Origin of the sequence: uncultured Senegalimassilia sp. (assembly GCF_902464545.1) — a bacterium.
GTDB lineage: Bacteria > Actinomycetota > Coriobacteriia > Coriobacteriales > Eggerthellaceae > Senegalimassilia.
In genome coordinates, this window is record NZ_CABQJR010000020.1 from 1 (window position 1) to 15,173 (window position 15,173).

Genomic DNA, 15,173 nt, shown 5'->3' on the forward strand with positions numbered 1-15,173 from the left:
ATTCTGCACAGTAGAGAAACGCGGCCCACGATATATAGAGGAGTATCATTCCATTGGTAGAAATGCTGAATCAGCTATAACAAATAATTGTGTGTTTCACTATAATACATGTTAGAAAAGCTTGAATATCATTCTGTAAGTAAGTAAAATTAGCACTGTGCAGATTCTGCACACTCCTCAAATACAATCGTACATATGTTCGTGTTATACAGTAGACAGGAGCGCAAATGGCCAGCAGGGCAAAAGTGCGCGGCGGGGAAAAGCAGCAGCAATCTCTGTCGTTGGGTAGAGAAACCGTAGAAGAGCTTGAAAAGGAAGCAGAACGCCGCGGACTGAACAAGTCGCAGCTTGCCGACCTGTTGCTGAACGGGCAGCTGACCCAATCCGCCGACAAGCCCACCATCATCTCGATCATGAGCTACAAGGGCGGCGTCGCGAAAACGACCACGAGCACCTGCCTTGCGGTTTGCCTTTCGGAGCTCGGCTACAAGGTTCTGGTTATCGATATGGATGGCCAGGGTAATGTCAGCCAAAGCTTGGGCGTTTACGATCCCCGCTCGGAAGAAGCTTGCATCGCCGACGTCCTGTACCAGGCAACCCCAAGCTCCCCGCGCATGTCGCTGAGCGAGGTCATGCGCACCACCGACTATGAGAACGTCTTTTGCGTCCCTTCGAATTTCCGATTCGCAGACGCAGACACTCGCCTGAAAGCAGAGATAGCTGGCGGCGTGGACACTCGCTTGCTGTACGCCATCGAGGATCTTATCGACGAAACCGCCAAGGGCGGGGACCGTAAGTTCGACTACATCATCATCGACTGCGGTCCTCGTCTGGATATGACTACCACGAACGCAATCGTCGCGCTTGAAGCAGGCAACAACGCATCGCATATCATCATCCCGATTAAAGTGGACGGCTATGCTATCGCAGGTCTTTCGCAGACGATCGATACGATCAACCGCACGGCAAGGGAGCGTCGTCGCCTGCCGCAACATTGGAAGATTTTGCAGACCATGATCGAGCGAAATACGTCTGCATACAAATACGGCTGCCAGATGATGAAGGAAGCTATCCCGAACGCGGAGTACTTCAACACGAAGATCGAGAAGAGTACCGTGGTCCCTGAAGCAAGTTTGGCGATGGAGCCCCTGATCAAGTATGACCCCAACAGCAAACCCGCGATTTCGTATCGACTGTTGGCCCAGGAAATCGAGGAAATGAATGCCTAGGAACAAGCTACAAGCCGCACTGAAGAACAACGGAGGAGCTATCGCCAACGTGACGCCGCGTTACGAAAAGCTGACCGACGAGCAAATGCGCCTTGCGGCATTCGAGGCAAGGGACAACCAAGAGGGCGCTATTACCGATAAGATGGCCAACAGCAATCGTCGAAACACGCTGCTGGCCGAAATGGGCTTCGACTGGTTCGATATCGACAACTTGAAGCCGAATCCGAATAACAGCTACACCATCACTGACGAGGATGTGAACAACCTTGCCGGCCTGATTTGGAACAGCAAGGAAGTCGAGCCGCTGATCTTGCGAGAAACCGAAGACGGAATCCAGATCATCGATGGAGAGCGCCGTTGGCGAGCATGCAAGCTCCTTGCTGAAAAGTATGGCGATGCGTGGCGCATGGTTCCCGGCAGATGCCACAAGCTGGGTGCAGTTTCCGATGAGCAAGCAAACTTCATCATGCATTCGAGCAACATCGGCCAGCGAAACATCAAGCCATCGGAACGCGCACAAGGTTTTAGGGTTCTTGCTGACAAACTGGTAGAGTGGCGCAAAGACGACCCGTCCCTGAAGGGCGTGAATACGAAAACGTACCTGGCAGAACACTTTGGAGTGTCAGAGCGTACAGCACAGGTGTTGTTGAACATTGCGAGGAACCTTTCGAAGGAAGGCAACGACCTCCTGGACGCAGGAAGCATCACGCAATCCCAGGCAGAAGCTTTGTCCAAGCTAACAAGTGTGCAGCAAGAAAGCGTAATCAACGCTGTCCACAAAGAGGAATTGACTGCAGAGGAGATAACAACTCTCATTGAAGCAGCAAAGACCTCTGAACAGGAACAACCAATTGAAGAGCTTGTTGCAGCCACGCAAACCAAAACGCTCGAAAAAGCCGTACGAGAGCCCAAAGCACCAAAGGATGTTAACGGCTACCTGAAAACAGCAAGGAATGCTCTCCGGCATGCTGAAAACGCAGAAGGAGAAGCAGACTTCAAGCTGCTAGGAGAAATCAAAGCCCTGGTGCGTTCGATCGAGAAATCACTGGACTAATCGTTTCGTATAAAGAAAACGAGAAACAGCAAAGACGAAACCCTCCCAAACGCGAGTGACAAAAACACTTGTAGGGAGGGTTTCTGTCATATGCAAACGAGACAAACACACAGTCGAATGAGTAGCAAGAAGAGAAAGGGAGCTGGGTAACAAACACTTCTTAAACTCGTATGACAAAAAATTGCATGCATCTAGTACTTTCTTGTTATAACGTGTGGTGTTCACCAAGACTGGTTGGCGTTGGGTTTGCTTATAGGAGCTAATGACCGCAGCTACAGTCCTGACCGAGCACATAACTTGTTTTGCTATCGAGGCATACGTATGTGAACCTTGACGGAACAAGGCTACGATACGAGCGTTTCTCTGCTCGCGTTTCTCTTTGGTTATGCGTTTGGCTTCTTGTCGCAGGACCGATCGCTTTGATTCAAAGAAGTTGATTGCCATTTCTTCTTCAGGCGTCATGCCAAGAAGCTCACGAAGGCGATTTGCGCCGATGAGGTAATAACCTTGCTCTCCGCGCAGGTTGGTGACGGAGTCGACCGATTTGATGATCCCGTCCAGCTCGCTTTGATTGAGCGAGCTGACGAACGCATTGTTGAAGTTGCTCAGTTTTCGTTGGGCAACTTCGTGCGGATACACCTGAACTGCTGTGTTGTAAAACACGAACGACATGAGTTCACGGTTTCCTTCGCAATTGAAATTGCGAAGCTTTTGAAGCTCGGCGATTTTTGCAAGTCGGCTGTTCAGCATCGGCTGGTAATTCAGCACAGACGCAGTCTTCTTGAATGCCCGCTTGAGGTTATTGTTTTGTACCGGTTCCTTCGGATGTGCGCTTACAAAGCTGGAAAGCCCCGACAAGCTGTACAGCGCATCGAAGGAGTAGTCGCACAGTGTGGCGAAACATCCTGCTTTTGCGTTGAAGGTTCCGGGGATGCGGGAAACGCGGGAAACATCGAACGTTGCACGATCTACCGAGATACCCTTGATAGGGGAGATGACGGAATCGAGCAACGAAGCCATGCGCTTCTGCATGTTTTCGAACAGCTTTACCGATTTGACGTTGACCTGGCCATTTGCGCTCACGCGGTACGGGATCGATCGTGCGAGGATGTAGAACAACTGCACACCTCGACCAGAGTCGATCGTCATGGTGGGTTGAGGAAGGATGCCCTCCGCAACAGCCTGTTTCAGCGCACTGAGCGTTTGGGATACGATGGTGCGGGTTTCCTGAAGGCCCTGATCGTGGCAGTCGAGGTCGAAGAACAGCGCGTTCAATTGCCTGACCTGCTCTGATTTGCGGCACGCCGAGGTGAACCCGTTGTGGGTCATGTAGTAGGCAGACTTCGAGTTGAAGCCCATGGCCGGCAGAGATTCGCTTTTTACCGCGGTGTCCTCCCAGGAACCGCTGGCGTCAGACGAGACCACGTAGTAGCTGTTGCGGTCATCGTGCGTGATGAGCGTGCGGAAAATCTCCCACTCGCTTCCTTGCACGTGGGGGACCGCCGCACCTACATGTGGTTGAGGCATACTGCACCCTTCGCGACCTGCGTAAACGCAGTCGCTATCTAGTCGAATGTATTCCGTTTTCGACAATGAAAAAAAGGGTGCAAAAACAAGAACGCCTTGTGAGCGTATGTTCTAAGTGGTAAAATATCACCTGTGAGTGAGTGGTCGATACTTGATCACTTAGGCAACCCCCTAGTTGGCGCTAGGGGGTTCTTTTTTCTGTTGTCGATGCAAGCGGGAGCTATGTTGGCGCATAGGTATCCACGCTTGTTACTTGCACAGTCTATAACAAGAAACACTTGGCTGTCCACATTGTTTTGTTATGAAAACGGGCAAAAGGGCTTGATTCGGCTTCGCGTTGGTGGTTGTTGCAGCGTTGAGAGCGTTGCAAAACTGCCGCAAAACACGCTTCCCGTCTGGTGTTTCTTGTCTGACGGGCTCATCTGCCCGCGAAATTGTTGCAACTTGTTTCCGAATGGAAAAAATTGTTATAGTTTGATGGCCGAACGCCGGTTGACGGTGCTTGGCGCCCGGGCTTTAGCGTATGATATGCAGTCAAAGATCGCTGAAGTCTGAGAGGAGCCTTGGGATGGAAGAGATGCGATTAGCTGACGAGCGGCTGAGTGTGCTCGAGCATCCCCTTATCGCGCATAAGATGTCGATCATGCGCGATGCATCCACGGCTCCCTCCCAGTTTCGCCAGCTTGTGCATGAAGTTGCCATGCTGGAAGTGTATGAGGCATCGCATGATTTGGCAACGGAGCCTGTTGAGGTGGATACTCCTTTGCAGCATACGGTTGGGAAGCGGATTGCGGGCGAAAAGCTTGCCGTGGTGCCGATCCTGCGTGCGGGCATGGGAATGCTGGACGGGGCTCTTTCTGCAATACCCTCCGCTGCGGTGGGGGTGCTGGGCATGGAGCGCGATGAGCAGACTCATCAGCCCCGCGAGTATTACGCGAAGATGCCGAAGGGCATTGCCGATAGGACGGTGTTTTTGATCGATCCCATGTTGGCGACGGGCGGCAGTGCGCTTTCCGCTATCCATTATCTGCGAGAGCAGGGCGTTCGCGATATCCGATTCCTGGTGCTGGTGGCTGCTCCTGAAGGGGTTCGCGCCGTTTTGCAGGAAGATCCCGATGTTCGCATTTGGACGTGCGCGTTGGACGACGGGCTGAACGATCGGGCGTATATCCTTCCCGGTTTGGGCGATGCGGGGGACCGCATCTTCGGCACTTTGTAGGGGGCGTTATGGAAAGCATGCAGCGTCCCGTTAGCATCGAGGAGATCGCAACGAAAGCGATGGGTGCATCGCGGCCGGTCATAGGCATCGTGCCGACGTACGACCCGAACGAGGGCATCCTTCGCATGAACAACCACTACGCGCAGGCGATCGTCGCTGCGGGCGGCGCGCCGTTGATCATCCCGTTCACCAGCGACGTCAGCGTGTATGAATCGCTGCTGCCGCGCATCGACGGTTTCGTGCTGTCGGGCGGCCAGGATATCAGCCCCGTGCGCTATGGCGGCGATATCACCTACGGCAAGCTCTCCGAGCTGACGCCCGAGCGCGAGGAAGTGGAGTATCTGCTGCTCAGCTACGCGTATCAGTTCGACTATCCGCTGCTGGGCATCTGCCGCGGTATGCAGATGATCAACGTGTTCTTCGGGGGCACGTTGTATCTGGACCTGGAAGAGCAGTTCGATGGCGTGTGCGCCGCCGACGATGTCCCCGTGCCGACAGAGGGCGTGCAAACGCAATCGGGCGGGCGCGTGAACCATTGGCAGACGAAGGAATACGGACATCCAACCCATACGGTTTCGATCATGCGCTCAAGCAAGCTCGGTGAGATTTTGGGCTGCGATTCCGCTGCGGTGAATTCCATGCATCATCAGGGCGTTCGCGCGCTGCCTCCCAATTTGGCGGCTGCTGCCTACGGGCCCGATGGCCTGGTGGAAGGCGTGGAGGCGAAGGATTGTCGCTTCCTTATGGGCGTGCAGTGGCACCCCGAGTACTTTGTGGAGGACGGCGGTCATATGGCGCCGTTGTTCCGCGCCTTGATCGACGAGGCGCGGCAGATGCGCTGTCGCGAGGGGCGTTGCCATGATTGCTTGCGCATCGATCGCGAGGAATGCGATCCGAATGCCGTGTGGCCTGCGGTCAAGTTTGCCGATTATATCTAGTTCGATGGCTGAAGCCGGGGCGTTCGATAATAGTGCAGCAGTAGGTTGTTTGAAGGAGAAATCCCAGGTGGATGGTGAAATGCGAGAGCGTGTGCTGGTTGCGATGAGCGGCGGGGTGGACAGCTCCGTTGCGGCGCTGCTGCTTCGCGATGCGGGCTATGATGCAACGGGCGTTACCATGAAGCTGTTCGACAACGAGGTTGCCGGCGCCGGTGGCGCGTGCGTGGTAGGCGAGAGCACCTGCTGCAGCCAAAGCGATGTGGAGGACGCCCGTCAGGTGGCGTTCGGGCTGGGTCTTGAGCACTTCACGTTCAACTTCACCGGAACGTTCGGCTGCGAGGTGATCGATCGGTTCTGCGATGCGTACCTGCACGGCCGCACGCCGAATCCGTGCATCGATTGCAACAGATATCTGAAGTTCGCCGCTTTGCAGCGCCGCCGTGCGCAGCTGGGTTTCGACTATGTGGCGACCGGCCATTATGCCCGCCGGGTTTTCAACGAGCGAACGGGCCGCTTCGAGCTTCGCCGTGGGCTGGATGAGGCGAAAGACCAGAGCTATGTGCTGTATCACCTGACGCAGGATGATCTGGCGCATATGCTGTTTCCGCTTGGGGAGCTGACAAAACCGCAGGTGAGAGAGCTGGCGGAGAAGCATTCGTTCGGAAACGCCCACAAGGCGGAAAGCCAGGACATCTGCTTCGTGCCCGATGGCGACTATGCGTCGTTCATTGCCCGGTACATGGGGTTCGGGGACGATGCCGTGCGCGATGACGGCAAGGAGCCGACGGTTCCTGCGGCGTTCGAGCCTGGGAACATAGTCGACGTTTGCGGCAAGGTGCTTGGACGGCATAGCGGGCTGGTCCATTACACGATAGGGCAGCGCAAGGGCATCGGCGTTGCCGCGCCCGAGCCGCTGTACGTGGTGGGCAAAGATGCCGCCGAGAACGTGCTGGTGGTAGGCCCGCGAAGCGAGCTGGGAGTGCGCGAGGTGCGCGCCGGGGATGTGAATCTGATCTCGGTGGCGGAGCTTGACAAGCCGTTGCGCGTCACGGCGAAAACCCATTATCGCCAACGAGCGCAGGCGGCGGAGGCGGTTATGGAAGGCGATCAGCTGGTGGTTCGCTTCGATGAACCGGTTGCCCGTCCGGCGGCGGGGCAGTCGCTCGTGCTGTATGACGGCGACGCCGTTGTGGGCGGCGGGACGATAGAGACCAGCGAGTAAAATCTCTAGATGGTGATTTGAGCTGGGGTTTCCAATCGAAAGGCTGCATTGGGAAAGCGGTTGAGCCGCGTTCTGCAGCTTGGATGTCTGACATAAAAGGTACGCCGAAAGGGGCTGGTTTCGGAACTTCTCCGGAATCAGTCCCTTCGGTATTGCTGGGCGTCTTCGGATGCCTCGGCAAGCTGCGCAGACGGCGAAACCTGGCGCCTTTGGCTGTTCAGGTGATTACCTGGGTGATTTGGCTTTCGATGCGGGCCTGTTCTTCGTGAACGAGGCCGTAGGGGGCGAGTTGCCGTGGGAGCATGGAGCAACGCAGCCTGTTGCGAAGAGAAAGGGGATCGACTGCGCATCGTGCGAGTCGGTCCCCTTTTGCGTGATGCTGTGTGTTGCGTTCGCTACTTCACGATGCGGACGCGGTGAACGCCTTCGATGGCCGTGAGCTTGGCGACAAGCTCGTCGGTTGCGGGGGCGTTGAGGTCGAGCATGGTGTAGGCGGCGTTGCCGCGGGCCTTGTTCGTGAGGTTGTCGATGTTTGCTCCGACTTCGCCGAACACGCCGGTGATCTGGCTGAGCATGTCGGGCACGTTGGCATGCAGCACGGCGACGCGACCGCCCTGCGCGGGGGCGGGACCCATGTCGCAGGCGGGGTAGTTCACCGAGTTCTTGATGTTGCCGTTCTCCAGGTAATCCTTCATCTGCAGCGTTGCCATGATGGCGCAGTTGTCCTCGGCCTCGGCGGTGCTGGCACCGAGGTGCGGCAGCACGATGGTGTTTTGCATGGCCATGACCTCGGGCGTTGCGAAGTCGGTGACGTAGGTGGCCACGCGACCGGCCTCGAGGGCCTCTGCCATGGCGGCATTGTCGACCAGGGTGTCGCGGCTGAAGTTCATGACGGCGCAGCCAGGTTTGGCGACCTCAAGCTCATGTGCGCCGATCATGCCGCGCGTGGAATCCATGGCGGGCACGTGGATGGTGACGTAGTCGCTGCGATGCAGGACGTCGTCGAGGTTGGTGACGTGCTCGACGGAGGGGGACAGGCGCCAGGCGGCCTCGGCGGAGACGTAGGGGTCGTATCCAAGCACGTTCATGCCCAGGTCGATGGCGGCGTTGGCCACCAGTGCGCCGATGGCGCCCAGGCCGATGACGCCGAGCGTCTTGCCGGAAATCTCTTGGCCGGCGAAGGCCTTCTTCGCCTTCTCTGCGTCCTTGCCGATGGTGGGGGAATCGGCGTGCTCGCGGCACCAGGCGGCGCCGGGCAGGATGCCGCGGCTTGCCAGCAACATGCCGCACAGGACGAGCTCCTTCACGGCGTTCGCGTTGGCGCCAGGGGTGTTGAACACGACGATGCCGGCTTCGGCGCACTTGTCAAGCGGGATGTTGTTCACGCCCGCGCCGGCGCGGGCGACGGCCAGCAGGCCTTCGGGAAGGTCCATGTCGTGCATGGCGGCGCTGCGCACGAGCACGCCGGAAGCTTGCGCGATGTCGTCGGTGAGCTGGTAGTCGGATCCGAGCAGGTCGGTTCCCTTGGCGGAGATGTTGTTCAGGCAGTTGATGTAGCGCATGAAGCCCCCTTCGGCATGTGCGGTTGCGGTTTGCGAACTAAATCTAGCTATATGGTGGGTTTGCTTTTGGGCGAAGTCAACGATGCGGCGGCAGCCGGGCGTTTTGGGGCGGGTTTGGCGGCAGATTGCGGCTCGGTGAGCGGCGGCTCTTTCGAAGATGACGGGTTGTTTACCGGTGGTTTGCACCTTGGGTGGGCCTGTCGAGGTGTGCCATAATGACCAGTTGGGGAAAGAAAGGGGAAGAGGTTGACATGCTTCGCTATGATTCATTGCGGTCGGCCGATTGCAATCGCGTGCTGATGCAGGGGACGGCTGCTGCGGTCAATACCCCCGATGGCGCCGGCGCTTCGCTTAGGGCGGCCGACGATGCGGCTTTATGCGACACTGCGAAATCCGAGGCGATCAAGCTGGACCTGTATCATCTGGTGTGGATTTTCGCGGTATGCAGCGTGCTAGGGCTGATCGGTGAGACGGTGGTCAGCTATTTCGTTGATGGCCGATGGGAGAACCGCGCCGGGTTTTTTGTGGGGGCCTTTCAGCCCGATTTACGGCGTTGGCGGTGTTCTGATGACGTTGGCGCTCGCTCGCTTGTCGGATGCGCGCGGCGGCGTGTTGTTCGGTGTGGCGGCTGTTGTCGGGGCTGCGTTCGAGTGGTTTGCCGGATGGTTCTGGGAGAACGCGTTCGGCATTGTGGCTTGGGATTATTCTTCGCAACCGTTCAATCTGGGTGGGCATACGTGTTTGGGCATCGCGCTTGTATGGGGAGCTGCCGGCGTAGCGTGGGTGAAGCTGGCGTTGCCGGTGATGCAGCGCGCGGCCGATACGGTCCCCAATGCATGGCGTGCGCCGTTGGCCTGGGGATTGCTGGCGTTTTTCCTGGTGGATACGGCGGTGACGTTCGCGGCGTTCGATTGTTGGATGAACCGCTTGGCCGGGGCCGAGCCCGTCGATGCCGTGCAGCGCCTCTTCGCCGCGCATTACGGCAACGATGTGATGGCGAACCGTTTTCAGACGATGTCGATGTACCCGTGCTTGGCGGGTTTCCGCGGGTGACGATGTGCCCTTGACCGGGTGCGAAGCGCTCGGGAAGGGTCTTCGAGGTTGCCTATACGTCAACATGCCCGACGTGCTCGATACGCGTCGGGCACGTTCGTTTTCGGGCGGGTTTGGGCTACCGGTCGTTCATGCCGGCGATGCGCAGCGTGGCGCGGACCCGCTCGAGCACGGCTTCGTGGGGAATGCCTTGGGCGATCCCGATCTGCCTCACAAGGAAGTCCGAGTTGTTTTTCGCGAACGAGAGGAAGAAATCGGGAGGCGCTTCGCCGCTTTCGTGAAGGGCGCCGTAGGCGATGATGCCGATGACGCCGCTGGTGCTATATTCGATGATCATGCGCGTGCTCTGGGAAAGCTCCTCGCCCTCGTCGCATAGGATCGCCTTCCAAGTGCCGAACATGAGGCGCTTGACCTTAATGGAGAACGAGTCTATGCCGCCTTGTTTGATGAGCAGGGCGATCTTTTCCATGTCGTGCTTGGTGAACGCCTCGAAGCCGATGGCGGTCGACGATCCCGCAACGAGGCTGAGCATGTTCTGTAAAACGGACCCATTGCCGAGGACCTCGTCTTCGATGGCGCGGTCGACAAGATCGTCCATGCTTTTGAAATGGTAGTAGAACGTGCCGCGGTTGAGTTCGGCCTGCTCGGTGACCATGCCGACGGTGATGTTGGCGAGTCGATGATGCTCGAGCAGGGCCCAGAATGCGTTTGCTAAGCGTATATCGGCGGTGTCGCGTTCGCTTTTCCTCGGTCGTGCCATGGCTTACTCCTGGTCCTTGGTGCCGGTGCTTTCGGCGTTTTGCCTGGGCTGGTGTTGCGCCTTCGCGTTCATAATGAGCATTTGCAAACGGTTCTCGATATTGGCGAAGCTGACATCGGGGTCGTAGTCGAGCGGCAGGATGTTCGCGTCGGGGTAGCGCGCCTTGAGCTGCTTGACGATGCCTCGCCCGACCACGTGGTTCGGCAGGCAGCCGAACGGCTGCAGGATGACGAACGCGCGGCAGCCGCGCGCGGCATGGTGCAGGATCTCGGCAGGGATGAGCACGCCTTCGCCGGCATCGAACGTGTGATGGATGATGGGGTCGCTTTCGCGTACGAGCTCGGGCATGCGGCATGCGGGCTCGTAGAGCGGGTGGGCCTTCGCGATGCCGTCGCAGACGTCGTGCGCGATCTCGAACAGCCGGTTCGCCACGCGGTTGAACGCTTTGGCGGCGAAGGGCTGCGAGACATGGAATTCGCGTGCCTGCGCATCTTGGTAGAAGTAGGTTTTGCGGATGACGTCGGTCATGCGCGCCTCGATGATCTCCAGGCCGTTCGATTCAAGGTAGCGCTCGATGTCGTGGTTGGCGCCGGGGTGGAAGTTCAGCAGGTATTCGCCCACGATGAGCACCTGCGGGCGCGGGTTCGAGCGGTCGTAGCGAACGGTCCCCATGACGGCTATGGCCTGCTTGAAGCCCGCGATCGCGCCGCGGACGCCGTGCTTGCGTATACCCGACATGACGCATTCGATAGCCTGGTCGAACGCCTTGTCGGCGCTGCCGGGCTCAAGCTCGTAGGGACGCATCTTGCGCAGCAGGTCCTCGAGCGCGTCGATCATGGGTAGGCCGAACGCGACGCGGATGGCACTGCCGAGCGACATCTTGAAACCCGGGTGCATGTTGTGGGCGTCCTTGTCATCGTTGGTGATGATGGGGACGTAGTCGTAGCCGGCGTCGTCGAGCGCCTTGCGCAGCAGCGCCGCGTAATGCGTCAAGCGGCAATCGCCGATGTATTTGCCGGTGCCGATGGCGACGGTATGCGGGTCCCATTCGCCGCTGTCAAGCGCGGCGAGGGCTTCGCCGATGGTCATCTGCGCGGGGAAGCAGATGTCGTTGTGAACGTATCGTTTTCCCAGCTCGATGGCGCGTTCTCGGCCGATGTCAAGGGAGACGGCCTGCGCACCCTGGCGGGCGAACGCCGCCGACATGAGCAAGGAGAACGCGTGCGAGGTGTTCGGCACGAGGATGGTCTTGATGCGCCGGTCGGCCTTGACGTACTTGACGGGGTAGGGGTCGGGCAGCGGATGGGCGCCGGCGGGTGTCGAGGGGCTGGCGGGCGCGCCGCTTGCGGACGCGTCGGCCGCGGCGGTTTCGTCCCCGCTGGCGATGGAGCCGATGACGGCCTGGCGCGCACGGCGCTCGTCGACGGTTTCGATGAACGAGCGCACGCGGATGCGCAGCGGCCCGGCGACGTCGGACTCGTCGAGCTTGAGGATGAGCGGCTGCTTGCCGGAGCGCTCCTTCATAAGGCGGCAGATCTCGTCGGAAAGGTAGGCGTCGTGACCGCAGCCGAAGCTGACGAGCTGCACGTATTCGAGCGCGGGGGAATCGGCGGCGATGACGGCGCTGGCGAGCATGCGCTGGTGGAAGTTGTTCACGATGTCGATGCGGCTTGCCGACAGGTCGACGTCGGCGATGCCGGGGACGGCGTCGGGCGGCAGCACGGGATGCCCCATGTCGGAAAGCATTTTGGGCAGGTCATGGTTGACGAGCGGGTCGTTGTGGTAGGGGCGGCTGGCAAGCACGATGGCGTAGGTCCCGGCGCTGCGGGCGGATTCGATGGCCCGCGCGCCCGCCTCGGTCAGCAGCGTTTTGAACGCGCGCTGGGCCTTGTCGGCCTGCTTGATGGCGCGTATGGCCTGATCTGCGGGGATGCCGAACGTGCCTTCCAGGTAATCCACGAGCTGGCGGTCGCGGTCCTCGGTGGAGTACCAGTGGAACAACGGGCTGTCGAAGGGGATGCCCCAGCGCTCGGCGGGATCGTCGGAGCTTTTCACCACCATGGGATAGCCTTTCACCACGGCGCACATGGATACGCTGGTGGATGCCGTGTTCTCGCTGGGCACGGTGGTGATGATGGGCATGAAGATGCGGTCGACGCCGGCGCGCGCGAGCTCGTGGACGTGCCCGTGCACGAGCTTCGCCGGGAAGCAGATGGTGTCGGAGGTGACCTGGGGCAATCCTTCTTCGAACATGGCGCGCGTGGACGGGCGCGAAAGGCGGATGGCGAACCCGAGCGAACGCAGCAGCACGTTCCAGAACGGCATGGCGTCCCAGAACGCCAGAACGCGCGGGATGCCGATGGTGATGCCGCGGTCGGGAGCGATTTGTTCGATGGGCCAGTCTTGGAAGAGGAGCTTTTGGCGCGTTTCGAAGAGGTTCTCGCCTGTTTTGGCGCGCTCGTCGGCGGTTTTGAGCGCCGAGCGCGTGGCGGGGTCGGTCGGGTCGCCTACGATTTCGCCGCGCGGGCAGCGGTTGCCCGTGACGAAGGTGGTGCCGTCGGCGAAGGAGATGACGGTGCGGTTGCAGCGGTTGGCGCAAAACGGGCAGGCGACGTTGGCGTGCTGTTGGTAGGAAAGCGCGCCGAGCGCGTCGAAGCCGATGAATGTGCTGGCGGTCGTGGCGGGGTTTGGCGCGCCGGTGGGGCGGGTCGCGCGGGGGCCGGGTTCGCTTTCTGCGCATTTTGCCTGTTCGTCGGCCTGTTTTGCCATGTGGTCGCGCGTGAGCAGCGCCACGCCGATGGCACCCATGAGCCCAGGGTAGGGTGCGCGCGAGACGGGGCGGCCGATATGCTGCTCAAGGGCGCAAAGCACCGCGTCGTTGCGGAACGTGCCGCCCTGCACCACGATGTGCTCGCCGAGGCTGTCGAGGTTGGGCACGCGCACCACCTTCGTGAACACGTTCGCGATGATCGAGCGGCACAGGCCCGCCATGATGTCGGCAGGCGTGCGGCCGTTTTTCTGCTCGCTGACGATGCTGGAGTTCATGAACACGGTGCAGCGGCTGCCGAGCACGGCGGGCTGTTCGCTGGAGAACGCCGAGTCGGCGATCTGGGCCGTGGGGATGCCGAGCGTTTGCGCGAAGTTCTCGAGGAACGATCCGCAGCCGCTCGAGCAGGCCTCGTTCACCACGATGTTGCCGATGACGCCGTCGGAAAGCCAGATGGCCTTCATGTCCTGGCCGCCGATATCGAGGATGAAGCTGGCGTCGGGCACGTAGCGGGTGGCGGCGTGGGCGTGCGCCACCGTTTCGACCGTGTGGTAGTCGGCGTGCAGGGCGCGGTGGAACAGCAGCTCGCCGTAGCCGGTGGTGCCGACGCCGGCGATGTCGAGCGCGACGCCGGCGGAGGCGTATTCGCCGTGCAGGTCGATGAGCGCGCGGCGGGCGACTTGGAGCGGGTCGCCCTCGTTGTTGGCGTAGAAGCTGTCGATGAGCTGGCCGTCGTCGGCGACGAGGGCCAGCTTGGTGGTGGTGCTGCCCGAATCGATGCCGAGCCAGGCGCGAAGCCGCCCGTTGCGCGCGTGCGCTTTCGCGGCGGCGCTTTCGGGGCCGTGCGGCTCCTTGGGCAGCCGGTTGCGCTTCGTGAAGGCTTCGTGCTCGGCGGCGGTTTCGAAGAAGGGCGTGCCGGGGGCGTGGTCGTCGTCGGCGCTGGTGAAGCCGACGAGCGATGGCGCGGCAGTGGCGGGGTCGATGGTCGCGGGCGTGTCGGCGAACATGCCGGAAAGCGATAGCGCGGCGCCGCGGGCGACCATGGTCTCGGGGTGCTCGGGGACGATGGCCTGGTCATCGGCGAGGCCGAGCCGTTCCTTGAAGACGTCGACGAGCGTGGGGTTGAACGTGAGCGGGCCGCCTTCGAAGATGATGGGCGGACGCACGTCGATGCCCTGCGCAAGGCCGCCGAGCGTTTGCTTGGCGATGGCGTGGAATGCCGATAGGGCCAGGTCATCGCGTGATGCCCCCTGGTTGAGCAGGGGTTGGATGTCGGTTTTCGCGTACACGCCGCAGCGGCCGGAGATGTCGTAGACCGTGCGTCCGCGGCCGGCAGCTTCGTTGAACTGCTCGATGGGGATGTTGAGGACCGAGGCGATCTCGTCGATGAAGGCGCCCGTGCCGCCGGCGCAGCTGCCGTTCATGCGCATGTCGGCGACATCGAGCGCGCCGGTGGTTTCGTTGGCGCGGAAGAAGATCATCTTGGCGTCCTGGCCGCCGAGCTCGATGGCGCAGCGCGTGCGCGGGTAGAGCGCCTGGATTGCGCAGGCGTTGGCGACGACCTCCTGCACGAACGGTACGCCGAGCTTGTCGGCGATAGGTGCCGCGCCGGAGCCGGTGAGCGCAAGCCTGATGTCGGCCTGCGGGAATAGCTTCGCGAGCGAGTTGAGCGCCGCGTGGACGCTTTTGGCCTGGCGTGCGCTGTGGCGTTCGTACGACGTGTGCAGCAAGTTGTGCGAACGCGCGTCGAGCGCGCAGATCTTCGTGGTCGTCGAGCCAACGTCGATCCCGACGTCGACGGCAGATATGTTTCCCATCGTTGTTCCTCAGGTGGTGCAGGGT

10 protein-coding genes are annotated in these 15,173 nt (G+C 60.1%); 6 read left to right on the forward strand and 4 right to left on the reverse strand.

The features are described 5' to 3' along the window. The first annotated feature begins 227 nt into the window (after positions 1-227). A complete protein-coding gene (locus tag RDW26_RS06565; RefSeq protein WP_307982974.1) occupies positions 228-1,229 on the forward strand; it encodes a ParA family protein in 1,002 nt (333 codons plus the stop codon). Then, entirely contained in the window at positions 1,222-2,283 is a 1,062-nt protein-coding gene (locus RDW26_RS06570) for a ParB/RepB/Spo0J family partition protein (RefSeq protein ID WP_307982975.1), read from the forward strand. The genes RDW26_RS06565 and RDW26_RS06570 overlap by 8 nt, the downstream gene beginning before the upstream one ends. Here the strand turns inward: RDW26_RS06570 and RDW26_RS06575 are convergent. Continuing rightward, positions 2,272-3,810, reverse strand: a complete 1,539-nt coding sequence (locus RDW26_RS06575) for a hypothetical protein (protein WP_307982976.1) — start codon at positions 3,808-3,810, stop codon at positions 2,272-2,274. The genes RDW26_RS06570 and RDW26_RS06575 overlap by 12 nt on opposite strands. Before the next feature lie 577 nt (positions 3,811-4,387). Here RDW26_RS06575 and upp point away from each other — a divergent pair. The 3 genes from upp (at position 4,388) to mnmA (ending at position 7,189) form a co-directional block, all read left to right on the forward strand. Next, positions 4,388-5,029: a uracil phosphoribosyltransferase gene (gene upp, locus RDW26_RS06580; RefSeq protein ID WP_307982999.1), complete on the forward strand. Its 642-nt coding sequence runs from the start codon at positions 4,388-4,390 to the stop codon at positions 5,027-5,029. 8 nt (positions 5,030-5,037) lie between these two features. Then, positions 5,038-5,967, forward strand: coding sequence for a gamma-glutamyl-gamma-aminobutyrate hydrolase family protein (locus RDW26_RS06585; protein WP_307982977.1), 930 nt, complete (start codon positions 5,038-5,040; stop codon positions 5,965-5,967). A gap of 67 nt (positions 5,968-6,034) precedes the next feature. Beyond that, positions 6,035-7,189, forward strand: a complete 1,155-nt coding sequence (gene mnmA / locus RDW26_RS06590; protein ID WP_307982978.1) for a tRNA 2-thiouridine(34) synthase MnmA — start codon at positions 6,035-6,037, stop codon at positions 7,187-7,189. 395 nt (positions 7,190-7,584) lie between these two features. Here the strand turns inward: mnmA and RDW26_RS06595 are convergent, their stop codons facing one another. Then, positions 7,585-8,751, reverse strand: a complete 1,167-nt coding sequence (locus tag RDW26_RS06595; RefSeq protein ID WP_294382483.1) for a phosphoglycerate dehydrogenase — start codon at positions 8,749-8,751, stop codon at positions 7,585-7,587. A 492-nt stretch (positions 8,752-9,243) separates the two neighbouring features. Between RDW26_RS06595 and RDW26_RS06600 the strand changes: the two genes are divergently transcribed. Then, on the forward strand, positions 9,244-9,804 hold the full coding sequence (locus RDW26_RS06600) for a putative ABC transporter permease (RefSeq protein ID WP_307982979.1): 561 nt from the start codon (positions 9,244-9,246) through the stop codon (positions 9,802-9,804). Between the two features lie 118 nt (positions 9,805-9,922). On the opposite strand, the gene RDW26_RS06605 is transcribed toward RDW26_RS06600, so the two are convergent. Both RDW26_RS06605 and RDW26_RS06610 read right to left on the reverse strand, forming a co-directional pair. Continuing rightward, on the reverse strand, positions 9,923-10,564 hold the full coding sequence (locus RDW26_RS06605) for a TetR/AcrR family transcriptional regulator (RefSeq protein WP_298628219.1): 642 nt from the start codon (positions 10,562-10,564) through the stop codon (positions 9,923-9,925). 3 nt (positions 10,565-10,567) lie between these two features. Then, positions 10,568-15,148: an acyl-CoA dehydratase activase gene (locus RDW26_RS06610; RefSeq protein WP_307982980.1), complete on the reverse strand. Its 4,581-nt coding sequence runs from the start codon at positions 15,146-15,148 to the stop codon at positions 10,568-10,570. Positions 15,149-15,173: the final 25 nt, after the last annotated feature.